Source organism: Bacillus sp. PAMC28748 (genome assembly GCF_014250415.1).
Classification (GTDB): Bacteria; Bacillota; Bacilli; order Bacillales; family Bacillaceae; genus Bacillus; species Bacillus licheniformis.
In genome coordinates, this window is record NZ_CP060192.1 from 3,032,786 (window position 1) to 3,044,946 (window position 12,161).

A 12,161-nucleotide genomic window follows, 5' to 3' on the forward strand; every position below is an offset into this window, starting at 1 on the left:
AGAAACAGCATGTCTGCAAGAGATTTATCTATTTTATCCGGCGTTGTCCTCATTGTGGCAATGCTTATCATACCCTTTCCAACATGGATGTTGAGCATCTTAATTATCGTTAATATTTCTCTTGCGTTAATCGTGCTTCTCACCACAATGAACATGCAAGAACCGCTGCAATTTTCGATTTTTCCTTCTTTGCTGCTCCTCTTGACGCTGTTCCGCCTTGGGCTGAATGTATCGACGACGCGTTCGATTCTGTCCAACGGTGATGCGGGAAAAGTAGTCGAGACGTTCGGGTCTTTCGTTGTCGGCGGAAACGTTTTGGTCGGTCTCGTTGTCTTTATCATTTTGATCATTATTCAATTTATCGTCATAACGAAAGGGGCGGAACGGGTATCTGAAGTTGCTGCCAGATTCACGCTCGACGCCATGCCGGGAAAACAGATGAGCATTGATGCCGATTTGAATGCCGGAATGGTGACCGAGCAGGAAGCGAAGGTGCGCCGTGAGAAGGTGGCCCGTGAAGCCGACTTCTATGGAGCGATGGACGGAGCGAGCAAATTCGTGAAAGGGGATGCGATCGCAGGGATCATCATCGTCCTTATCAACGTCATTTTCGGAATTGTCATCGGCATGCTGCAAAAACAAATGAGCATTCAGGAAGCCGCTTCACACTTTACACTCCTGTCTGTAGGCGACGGAATCGTATCTCAGCTGCCTGCGCTCTTGATCTCAACGGCGACGGGTATCGTCGTGACAAGAGCGGCGTCGGACGGAAACCTCGGCCACGATATTACAGGCCAGCTGTTTGCCTATCCGAAGCTTTTGTATGTCACGGCGGGAACGATTTTCCTGCTCGGGATTTTCACGCCGATCGGCATTCTCCTGACAGGCCCTCTGGCTCTTCTTCTCGCCGCAGGCGGCTATATGCTCTCCAAAGCCGGTGAAGAGAAGGAAAAAGTGGAGGATATCCTTGAGGAAGAAGCTGAAGTGGATGAATTAAAAAGCCCCGAAAGCGTCGTCCATCTGCTTGATATTGATCCGATCGAGTTTGAATTCGGCTACGGATTGATTCCGCTTGCAGATGCAAATCAGGGCGGCGATCTGTTGGACAGAATTGTCATGATCAGGCGCCAGCTCGCGCTTGAACTCGGACTTGTCATTCCGGTCGTCAGAATCAGGGATAACATCGCTCTTCAGCCGAACGAGTACAGGCTCAAAATTAAAGGAAACGAAGTCGCGAAAGGCGAGCTTCTCCTCGATCACTTTCTGGCGATGTCTCCGACAGGCGAAGACGATCAGATCGAAGGGATTGACACAATCGAACCGTCCTTCGGTCTTCCGGCTAAATGGATACCGGAATCTCAGAAAGATCAGGCCGAAATGCTCGGGTACACGGTTGTCGATCCGGCTTCAGTCGTATCGACCCATATTACGGAGCAGGTGAAAAAGCACGCCCATGAGCTGATCGGAAGACAGGAAACGAAACAGCTGATCGACCACTTGAAAGAATCTTATCCTGTACTGGTCGAAGAGGTCTCGCCGAATCCGCTGTCTGTCGGTGACATTCAGAAAGTGCTGGCAAAACTTCTGAAAGAAAAAGTATCGATCAGGAACTTGGTGACAATCTTTGAAACGCTGGCCGACTACGGAAAGCTGACGACGGATTCAGATATGCTGACCGAGTATGTCAGACAGGCTCTGGCCAAGCAGATCACCGCCCAATATGCGAAGGAAAATGAGACGCTGAAAGTGGTGACTTGTTCGGGCCGCGTCGAAAAGGCCGTGGCGGAAGGAATTCAGCAGACTGAACACGGCAACTTTTTATCTCTTGAACCAACATTATCCGAAAATATCATTCAATCTGTAGCAAGAGAAATCGAACAGCTCTCATTGAGGCAGGAAGTGCCGATCCTTCTATGTTCGCCGCCTGTCAGAATGTATGTCAAGCAGCTGCTTGAGCGCTATTTCCCTGATCTGCCGGTTCTTTCCTATAACGAATTGGAAGCCAATGTAGAAGTTCAAAGCATCGGAGTGGTGGATATTCAATGAAAATCAAAAAATTTGTAGCTGGTTCTATGCAGGAAGCCACAAAGCAAATTATACAGGAGCTCGGGAATGACGCCGTAATCTTGAATTCTAAAAAAATTCAAAAGAGAAAATTTCTCGGCTTTGTGAAAAAAACCGGGGTTGAAGTGATCGCGGTCGTCGACCAGGACTTTTCCGACGCAAGGAAGCAAGAGCGTCAAAAGCCCGTTTTCCGGGAACAAAGCCCTTCGCCTGTCCCGCAGCCGGACCATCTTGATTTGGCAAGCCAAGTGAAAGAGCTGAAAGAACTGCTGGAAATGCGGCATCATGAGCAGCCTGTTGATGTGCTGCCTGAACCGCTGAAAAAGGCGGACCAGCTCCTGGCAAAGAAAGGGGTATCGCCGGCCATCCGTACGAAAGCGCTCGGCCGGTTGATCAGCACTTCTTTAAGAGACGGCGAAGAGTGGACGGATGAAAAGACGCTGGCGCACTTAACAGATGCTTTGGCCGATCTTCTTCCCGATAATCTGGAACAGGACGTGGCGATTCATTCGCAATATGTCGTGCTCTTCGGATCGACCGGAGTCGGCAAAACGACGACATTGGCAAAGCTCGCCGCTTCTTCTGTACTGGAAAAGCAGAAAAAAATCGCTTTTATCACGACCGATACGTACAGGATTGCAGCGGTTGAACAGCTCAGGACATATGCCGAGCTTCTGAATGCGCCGCTTGAGGTGTGCTACACGAAAGAAGAGTTTAAAGCTGCCCAGCAAAAGTTCGCCGATTTTGACCACGTCTTCATTGATACGGCGGGCCGGAATTTCAAAGACGGGCAATATGTCAGGGAGCTGAAGGAAATCATTCCGTTTGAGCGTAAGATACAGGCGTTTCTCGTCATGTCCGCGACGAGCAAGTACGAGGATATGAAGGAGCTCATTAAGCAGTTCTCAAGCATTCCGATCGATCAGTTGATATTCACGAAAGTGGATGAGACCGATTCGTTGGGAAGCGTCATGAATCTGCTCGCCGAATCGAGAATCGGCCTCGGCTATATTACAAACGGACAAAATGTTCCGGAGGATATCCGCTACTTGTCAAACGCAGCATTTGTCAGACTGCTTACGGGGTGTTGAACATGGATCAGGCAGAAAGCTTACGAAGGCGGATGGGGCAACGCTTTGCCGAACCGCCCGCCGCTATCGCTCATCCAAAAGCGAAAACGCTCGCTGTCATGAGCGGAAAAGGAGGCGTCGGGAAGTCGAATGTATCGCTGAATACGGCTCTCGCCATTCTGGAAAAAGGAAAGAGCGTGCTGTTGATCGATCTTGATGTCGGTATGGGGAACATTGATATTCTGATCGGCCGGCAATCGCTCTACACGGTGATGGACCTCCTCCAGCAAAAAATGCCGTTTGAGCGCGCCTTGTCAGCCGGCCCGCGAGGCCTTCAATACATTTCGGGCGGAACCGGGCTGGATGCAATGTTCGAATTGAACAGGGAAAACTGGGCGTTTTTTCTGAAGGAATTGACGCGGGCTTTGACAAGCTTCGACTATGTCATATTTGACATGGGAGCGGGGCTGTCAAAAGATCAGCTGCCTTTCGTCCTGTCAGCGGATGAAATTCTGGTCGTCACCACGCCGGAGCCGACATCCATCATGGACGCATACAGTGCGATCAAGCATTTGGCATTAACCGGACGCGATCTTCAGCTGAAAGTCGTTGTCAATCGCTGTACAACCCAAAAAGACGGAATTTCTGCTTTTCTCCGCCTTTCCAACACGGTAAACGCTTTTTTGCAGCAAAAGCTTGCATATGCAGGGCCGATTCCTGAGGATCCCCTGGTCTCAAGAGCCGTTGTGGAGCAGCAGCCGTTTCTGATAAAGAGTCCGCGTTCCAAGCCGAGCAGGGCGGTTTACCTGCTGGCCGAATCGCTGCTTCATAACGGCAGAACGGAAATGGGCGAAAACCGGTCCTTTATCGAAAAATTATCTTCATTCCTGAGGAGGGGCAATACATTATGATTCGTGTTCTTGTCGTTGACGACTCTGCTTTTATGAGAAACATGATCACCAAGTTTTTAACATCCAATCACGAGATTGCTGTAGCAGGAACGGCAAGAAACGGCGAGGAAGCGCTCCAAAAAATCAAGGAGCTCCGTCCGGATGTGATCACATTGGATATTGAAATGCCTGTGATGAACGGAAAAGAAACGTTGAAAAGGATTATGGCGAGCGATCCGCTTCCGGTTGTCATGGTATCGAGCCTGACGCAGCAGGGAGCAGATATCACGATCGAATGTCTGGAGCTTGGGGCGATCGATTTCGTCGCGAAGCCGTCGGGTTCGATTTCAATAGATTTATATAAAGTAAGAGACATGCTGATTGAGAAGGTTTTGACAGCAGGACGGGTGAAACTGAAAGGCCGGCAAGTTCCGATCTCAAAGCCCGCCATCGAGACGGCGAAGCAGCCGATTGTGGGCGGCAGCGATTCAGTCCGCTTTCGGGCTGGAAAACAGCTCATCTGCATTGGTACATCGACAGGGGGGCCGAGGGCGCTGCAAAGAGTGCTTCCCAAGCTTCCCAAAACGTTGAAGGCGCCTGTTTTTATCGTTCAGCACATGCCAAAGGGCTTTACGGCCTCATTAGCGAACAGGCTGAACCACCTCTCAGAAGTAACCGTGAAGGAGGCTGAAAACGGTGAGAGAGCGAAAGACGGCTGGGTTTACATTGCACCCGGAGGAAAAAACATGGCGGTCGGCCTTGAAAAGGGCGAATTGGTGATCACGCTCGATGACCGCGACACAGAAAGCCGCCACAAGCCTTCTGTTGACTACTTGTTTCAATCCCTGGCCTCACTTCGGGAGTTTGAAAAAATCGCCGTCATTATGACGGGGATGGGAAGCGACGGAACAGAAGGCGTAAAAGGCCTTTTGAAACATGGGAGCGGAACGGTGATCGCCGAAGCAGCCGAGTCGTCCGTCGTTTTCGGAATGCCGAAATCGGTCATTAACAACGGGCTTGCAAACGACATCAAGCATGTTGATGAGATTGCCGCAGCCATTATGACGTATATGAAAAAAGAGAGGGCGTGACTCATATGGATATGAATCAATATTTAGACGTCTTTATTGAAGAAAGCAGAGAACATTTGCAAACCTGTAACGAAAAATTGCTCGAACTCGAAAAAAATCCGACAGACTTGCAGCTTGTCCATGATATTTTCAGAGCGGCTCATACCTTGAAAGGGATGAGCGCAACGATGGGCTATGAAGACATGGCTCATTTAACGCACAGTCTGGAAAACGTGCTGGATGCGATTCGAAATGAAGAAATGACCATCACGTCAGAGTGGATGGACGTCATGTTTGAAGCGCTCGATGACCTTGAAGCAATCGTCCTTTCGATCATCGAAGGCGGCGACGGCAAAAGAGATGTTTCCGAAGTCTGCGCCAAGCTTGATGTGACAGGGGCAAACAAGGAGACGGCAGCAGCGGTAGAAGCGCCTGAAGCGGCGTCTTCCGAAACGAAATGGTCCTATGACGAATTTCAACGAACGGTCATCGCCGAAGCTGAGGAACAAGGCTTTAAATGTTTCGAAATCAAAGTTGCATTGAAAGAGGACTGTCTGTTGAAGGGCGTTCGGGTGTACATGGTATTTGAGCAGCTGAACGAGGTCGGCGAAGTCGTTAAAACGATTCCGGAAACAGAAGTCCTTGAATCGGAGGATTTTGATTCCGAATTCGTCATCTGCTTTTTAAGCAAACACGGAAAAGAAGAGATTTTCAACAAAATCAACGGCGTATCTGAAATTGAAAAAATAGAAGTGACCGAGCTGAAAAACGATTTTTCGGCACAAGAAGAAGCGAAGCCCGCCGCATCCGAAAAAGAAACCGCACCGAAAGAGGCGGAGAAAAAACCGGCTAAGCAGCCGGACGGCAAAAAAGACGCGGCGAAACCTGCGGCAGGCGGCGGAACGAAGACGATCCGCGTCAACATCGACCGCCTCGATTCATTAATGAACCTGTTTGAAGAGCTGGTCATTGACAGGGGGCGCTTAGAGCAGATCGCCAAAGAGCTAGAACACAGCGAATTAACGGAAACCGTCGAACGGATGACTAGAATTTCAGGCGACCTGCAGTCGATCATCCTCAATATGAGAATGGTTCCGGTAGAAACGGTGTTCAACCGATTCCCGCGCATGGTCCGCCAGCTGACAAAAGAATTAAATAAAAAGATCGAGCTGTCGATTTTCGGAGCGGAAACAGAGCTTGACAGAACGGTAATAGACGAAATCGGCGACCCGCTTGTCCACCTCTTGAGAAACAGCCTTGATCACGGGATCGAGGCGCCTGAAGTCAGGGTGAAAAACGGTAAACCTGAAACCGGTCAAGTCCGCCTGAAAGCATACCACAGCGGTAACCATGTCTTTATCGAGGTGGAGGATGACGGCGCCGGCATCAACCGCAAAAAGGTGCTCGAAAAAGCGCTTGAGCGCAACGTCATTACTGAACGCGAAGCCGAAACGATCGAAGATCATGAAATCGACGCGCTCATTTTTGCGCCGGGATTCTCAACCGCAGATCAAATCTCGGATATTTCAGGACGCGGAGTCGGCTTAGACGTTGTCAAAAGCAAGCTGGAATCGTTGGGCGGTTCTGTCAGCATCAAATCGAGCGAAGGCGAAGGTTCGCTTTTCTCCATCCAGCTTCCGCTTACACTGTCGATCATTTCCGTGCTGTTAGTCAAACTTGAAAATGAAACGTTTGCGATTCCGATTTCTTCTATTATAGAAACGGCTGTCATCGATAAGAAAGATATTCTTCAAACGCACGACCGCGAAGTGATCGATTTCAGGGGCCATATCGTACCGGTGGTTTACCTGAAAGAACAGTTTAATGTTGAGGATTCTTCAGATGATCTTGATCAGCTTCACGTCATCGTCGTGAAAAAAGGAGACAAGCTGACGGCATTTGTTGTCGACTCCTTTATCGGCCAGCAGGAAGTCGTATTAAAATCACTCGGCGATTATTTAACAAACGTCTTTGCCATTTCCGGCGCGACGATTTTGGGAGACGGACAAGTAGCCCTGATCATCGACTGCAACGCCCTTATTAAATAGAAAGCGAAAGGAGAGCGATCCTCTTGACCACACAGACTACCACCGGTGAGAAAATGATTGTGTTCAAAGTAAATCATAAAGAGTATGCCATCTCTGTATCAGAAGTAATGTCCATTGAAAAATGGCAGCAGCCAACAAGGGTGCCGGGAGTGGAACCGTATATTTGCGGCGTCATTAATTTGAGAGGTGTTGTCACACCTGTCATCGATTTAAGAAAGCGGATTGAAGCGCCTGGAGACACGATTACTGATGAAACGAGAATCATCATCATCACCCATCAGGACATTGAAGTCGGCTGGGTGGTGGATGAGGCGAACGATGTCATCACAGTCGAGGAAGAGGAAATTGAATCGGCTCCCGAAACGGTAGGAAAAGACGGCAGGCAATGGATTAAAGGCATCGTCAAGCAAGGGTCCAGACTTCTCAATCTGATTGACTCTGAAGCTGTTTTAAACCGGAAGTCGAGCCTTGCCGCCGCTTCTGAAAATGTGAAGAAATAAGGAGCCAATGATGAGCGTATTTAACGGAATTAGAGAAGAGCATCTTGATATATTGCGGGAAGTCGGGAATATCGGAGCGGGCCATTCCGCTTCCGCCCTGGCCCTGTTGCTGAACAGGAAAATCGAAATGGAAGTGCCGTTTGTCAAGCTGATGTCGTTTGATGAGCTTGTCAACCTATTCGGCGGTGCAGATCTTCCTGTCGCAAGCATCTTTTTGCGCATGGAAGGGGATTTTCCAGGTTCTATGTTCGTGATCATGCCTTTTTCAGAGGCCGAGCAGCTGATCAGGGAGCTTGTCGGCAATCCGGAATTCGAGATTGACAGCATGACGCCGAACGATATCGGAGCCTCTGCCCTGCACGAACTCGGAAACATTATGGCGGGATCTTATTTGACCGCTCTCGCTGATTTGACAAACCGGCAAATGTACCCGAGCGTCCCAGAACTGACGCTAGATATGTTCGGAGCCGTCATCAGCGAAGGGCTGATCGAGCTCAGCCAAGTCGGAGATCAAGTTATCGTGATCGACAACTCCATTTTTGACGAGGAGCACAACCGGAAAGTTAAAGCGCATTTGTTCCTTCTGCCGGACTATGATTCTTTTGAAAAGCTCTTTCATGCATTGGGTGCAGCGCTATGAAAATCTTAGAAAAAGAAACATCGATTATCAGAGTGGGAATTGCCGATGTAAAAATCGTCCGCACTCCCGACAAGATCAGAACATCGGGTCTCGGTTCGTGCGTCGGGCTCGTGCTGTATGATTTGGAAGCAAAGACGGCCGGTCTCGTCCACGTCATGCTTCCGGACTCTTCCTTATCCAAGACGCCGGACATCAACGTGGCAAAATACGCGGACACAGCCGTCGAAGCGACGGTCAAGATGCTGCTTGAAGCCGGATGCCGAAAATACGCTTTGAAAGCGAAAATGGCCGGAGGAGCCGAAATGTTTAAATTTAAGATGACAAATGATTTGATGAAAGTCGGGCCAAGAAATGTGCTTGCGATTAAAAAACATCTATCTCTCTTAAACATTCCGATTGTAAGCGAGGATACAGGCGGAAACAGCGGAAGGACGATCGAGTTCGATCCGCAATCAGCTGAACTTGTCATCCGGACAGTTAAACAAGGTGTAACAACGATTTAATAAGCAATATAGGGGGATAAAGATGCAATCCTTGAACTATGAAGATCAGATGCTTTGGTCGCGGTGGAAAGAATGGAAAGATCCTCAGGCAGGCGATGATTTAATCCGCCGCTATATGCCGCTTGTGACATATCATGTCGGCCGGATAGCCGTCGGCTTGCCCAAGTCCGTTCATAAAGACGATTTGGTCAGCCTTGGCATGCTGGGTTTGTATGATGCCCTTGAAAAATTTGATCCGGGAAGGGATTTGAAGTTTGATACATACGCTTCCTTCAGAATCAGAGGCGCTATCATCGACGGTCTTCGCAAAGAAGACTGGCTTCCGAGAACGTCCCGTGAAAAAACGAAGAAAGTGGAAGCAGCGATCGAAAAGCTCGAACAGCGTTACTTAAGAAATGTTTCGCCGAGCGAAATCGCAGCTGAGCTGGGAATGAGCGAACAAGACGTCGTGACCACAATCAATGAAGGTTTCTTTGCGAACCTCCTTTCAATTGATGAGAAGCTTCACGACCATGAAGACGGGGAGAACGTCCAGGTGATGATAAGGGACGACAAAACGAGCACGCCTGAAGAAAAAATGCTCAAAGACGAACTGATCTCCCAGCTTGCGGAAAAAATAAACGAGCTATCAGAAAAAGAGCAGCTCGTGATCAGCTTATTCTATAAAGAAGAGCTGACGCTGACGGAAATCGGACAGGTTTTGAATTTGTCGACTTCCCGTATTTCACAGATTCACTCCAAGGCGCTTTTGAAATTGAAGCATCTGCTGGATAAAGTGGTACAATAGCATGTAAGCTGCCGGCATGAAACCGGCAGCATTTTTTAAGCGTCCGACGGGAAGTCTTTTTTTGATTAAATTTCATGGTTAGCGAGTGAAAAATATGTCAACAATATTATGGCTTGTGAGCTTCACGCTCCACGGTATATTGATTTATTTCGTCATCATTTTGAATACGAGGCTCAGCGCTTTCAAGGCAGCGGAGAAAGAGCAAAAACAGCTTTTGGAAGAAACCGAGAATACATTGACCGCTTTTTTGATGGAGTTAAAAGACGAAAATGAAAAACTCGTTCAAGAGATTCGGGCGAATGCCGAAAAAGAGCCGCAAAGACCGGAAACACAGCCTGAAATTCCCGCTCAAACCCCCGTCCTTCCGGAAGCGGACGAATCGCGCGATCTGCCGCTTCACATCGAAGCGATGATCAATGAGGTGGAGCAGGAAGAGGATGAGCTCAATCAAAAGGAGCAGGAAGCATCCATATCCTATGAAGAAGAAGCTCTCGCATTATATGAAAAGGGGCTCTCTCCGGAGGAAATCGCAAGACAGCTGAAAAGCGGGAAAACAGAAATCGAGCTTTTCTTAAAATTTCGCGGAAAGCTCAAAAACGATTCTTGATTGTCGAGAAAGCTTATGTTATATTATTTCTTGGTGTTAATTACACACGCTTAACGATTTATGCAAGCGGTGCTGTGCGATTCTCGCGTGCAGTCCTGCATAAAAATGACCTAAGCGGAGGAAAAAAACCATTATATTAGGAGGAAATAACACATGTCAGTCATTTCTATGAAGCAATTGCTTGAAGCTGGTGTTCACTTCGGCCACCAAACGCGCCGCTGGAACCCAAAAATGAAGCGTTACATCTTCACGGAGCGTAACGGAATCTACATCATCGATCTTCAAAAAACAGTCAAAAAAGTTGAAGAAGCATACAACTTCACGAAAAACCTTGCAGCTGACGGAGGAAAAATCCTTTTCGTCGGTACGAAAAAGCAAGCTCAAGACTCTGTTAAAGAAGAAGCGGAACGTTCTGGAATGTACTATGTCAACCAACGCTGGCTTGGCGGTACATTAACAAACTTTGAAACGATCCAAAAGCGTATCAAACGCCTTAAAGATATCGAAAAAATGCAGGAAAACGGCACATTTGACGTACTTCCTAAAAAAGAAGTCGTTCAATTGAAAAAAGAATTAGAGCGTCTTGAAAAATTCCTCGGCGGAATCAAAGAAATGAAAGAGCTTCCTGACGCACTGTTCATTATCGATCCTCGCAAAGAGCGCATCGCGGTTGCAGAAGCGCGCAAACTGAACATTCCGATCATCGGAATCGTTGACACAAACTGCGATCCTGATGAAATCGATGTTGTCATCCCTGCGAACGATGACGCCATCCGCGCTGTTAAATTGCTGACTTCTAAAATGGCAGATGCCATCCTTGAAGCAAAACAAGGTGAAGAATCAGCTGAAACAGAAGCGAAAGAAGCAGAAACAACTGAAACAACAACTGCTTAACCTGGTCAAAAGGTGATAAGGGGGTCTGCCTTTTATCACCTTTTTTTTCACCAGATCAACATTTACATATTTTGTTTGATATATAAGGAGGAAATCAAAAATGGCAATTACTGCACAAATGGTAAAAGAGCTTCGCGAAAAAACTGGCGCAGGCATGATGGACTGCAAGAAAGCGTTAACTGAAACTGACGGCAACATGGATAAAGCGATCGATCTTCTAAGAGAAAAAGGAATCGCAAAGGCTGCCAAAAAAGCTGACCGCATCGCGGCTGAAGGTTTGACTTTGATCAAAACCGACGGCAACACAGGCGTTATTCTTGAAGTGAACTCTGAAACGGACTTCGTTGCGAAAAACGAAGGCTTCAAGGAGCTTTTGAACGACCTGGCTGACCACATTCTGGCTGAAAAGCCTGAAAGCGTTGAAGCTGCTATGGGTCAAAAAATGGCTAACGGTTCAACTGTAGAAGAATACATCACAAGCGCGGTTGCTAAAATCGGAGAAAAAATCACGCTTCGCCGCTTCGCTGTCCTGACAAAAGGCGATGACGCTGCATTCGGCGCATACCTGCACATGGGCGGAAAAATCGGCGTATTGACTGTCCTTAACGGCACAACTGACGAAGAAACAGCAAGAGACATCGCAATGCACGTTGCAGCTGTAAACCCTCGCTTCATTTCCCGCGACCAAGTGTCAGAAGAAGAAGCGAACCGCGAGCGCGAAATCTTGACTCAGCAGGCGCTTCAAGAAGGCAAGCCTGAAAACATCGTCGCAAAAATGGTTGAAGGCCGCCTGAACAAATATTTCGAAGAAATCTGCCTGCTTGATCAAGCGTTCGTTAAAAACCCGGATGAAAAAGTGAAACAGGTCGTTGCTGCGAAAAACGCAACGGTTGAAACGTTCGTCCGCTACGAAGTTGGAGAAGGTATCGAAAAACGCCAAGAAAACTTTGCTGAAGAAGTTATGAACCAAGTGAAAAAATAAGATTGAAAAGCCGCTTGCCATAAAACACACGGCAGGATCTTTTCAAGGAAAATAGGGGACACAATTTGTGTCCCTATTTTTAAAACAGTTTACAAACCTTTTTTTC

12 protein-coding genes are annotated in these 12,161 nt (G+C 47.9%); all 12 read left to right on the top strand.

The window, feature by feature from the left end; genetic code table 11:
* Window positions 1-9: 9 nt before the first annotated feature.
* Window positions 10-2,046: a flagellar biosynthesis protein FlhA gene (flhA, locus tag H7F26_RS15615; protein WP_003181808.1), complete on the top strand. Its 2,037-nt coding sequence runs from the start codon at window positions 10-12 to the stop codon at window positions 2,044-2,046.
* Window positions 2,043-3,155, top strand: a complete 1,113-nt coding sequence (gene flhF / locus H7F26_RS15620; RefSeq protein WP_003181810.1) for a flagellar biosynthesis GTPase FlhF — start codon at window positions 2,043-2,045, stop codon at window positions 3,153-3,155. Before flhA ends, flhF begins: the two co-directional genes overlap by 4 nt.
* 2 nt (window positions 3,156-3,157) lie before the next feature.
* Window positions 3,158-4,045, top strand: a complete 888-nt coding sequence (locus H7F26_RS15625; RefSeq protein WP_003181811.1) for a MinD/ParA family protein — start codon at window positions 3,158-3,160, stop codon at window positions 4,043-4,045.
* Window positions 4,042-5,115: a protein-glutamate methylesterase/protein-glutamine glutaminase gene (locus H7F26_RS15630; protein ID WP_003181813.1), complete on the top strand. Its 1,074-nt coding sequence runs from the start codon at window positions 4,042-4,044 to the stop codon at window positions 5,113-5,115. Before H7F26_RS15625 ends, H7F26_RS15630 begins: the two co-directional genes overlap by 4 nt.
* A gap of 5 nt (window positions 5,116-5,120) precedes the next feature.
* Window positions 5,121-7,142: a chemotaxis protein CheA gene (locus H7F26_RS15635; protein WP_003181814.1), complete on the top strand. Its 2,022-nt coding sequence runs from the start codon at window positions 5,121-5,123 to the stop codon at window positions 7,140-7,142.
* Between the two features lie 23 nt (window positions 7,143-7,165).
* The gene (locus tag H7F26_RS15640; protein ID WP_003181816.1) at window positions 7,166-7,642 is read left to right on the top strand and encodes a chemotaxis protein CheW; all 477 of its coding nucleotides are present in this window, start codon (window positions 7,166-7,168) and stop codon (window positions 7,640-7,642) included.
* 10 nt (window positions 7,643-7,652) lie between these two features.
* Window positions 7,653-8,282: a chemotaxis protein CheC gene (locus H7F26_RS15645; protein ID WP_003181818.1), complete on the top strand. Its 630-nt coding sequence runs from the start codon at window positions 7,653-7,655 to the stop codon at window positions 8,280-8,282.
* Window positions 8,279-8,785 carry a chemotaxis protein CheD gene (locus H7F26_RS15650; RefSeq protein ID WP_003181820.1) on the top strand — a complete coding sequence of 169 codons (507 nt, stop codon included), beginning with the start codon at window positions 8,279-8,281 and terminating at the stop codon, window positions 8,783-8,785. The genes H7F26_RS15645 and H7F26_RS15650 overlap by 4 nt, the downstream gene beginning before the upstream one ends.
* Before the next feature lie 22 nt (window positions 8,786-8,807).
* Window positions 8,808-9,572 carry a FliA/WhiG family RNA polymerase sigma factor gene (locus tag H7F26_RS15655; protein WP_003181822.1) on the top strand — a complete coding sequence of 255 codons (765 nt, stop codon included), beginning with the start codon at window positions 8,808-8,810 and terminating at the stop codon, window positions 9,570-9,572.
* Window positions 9,573-9,666: 94 nt separating this feature from the next.
* On the top strand, window positions 9,667-10,179 hold the full coding sequence (locus H7F26_RS15660) for a DUF6115 domain-containing protein (RefSeq protein WP_003181825.1): 513 nt from the start codon (window positions 9,667-9,669) through the stop codon (window positions 10,177-10,179).
* A 153-nt stretch (window positions 10,180-10,332) separates the two neighbouring features.
* Window positions 10,333-11,073 (top strand): 30S ribosomal protein S2, encoded by a 741-nt coding sequence (gene rpsB / locus H7F26_RS15665; RefSeq protein ID WP_003181828.1) that lies wholly within the window; start codon window positions 10,333-10,335, stop codon window positions 11,071-11,073.
* Window positions 11,074-11,173: 100 nt separating this feature from the next.
* The gene (gene tsf / locus H7F26_RS15670) at window positions 11,174-12,055 is read left to right on the top strand and encodes a translation elongation factor Ts (RefSeq protein WP_003181832.1); all 882 of its coding nucleotides are present in this window, start codon (window positions 11,174-11,176) and stop codon (window positions 12,053-12,055) included.
* Window positions 12,056-12,161: the final 106 nt, after the last annotated feature.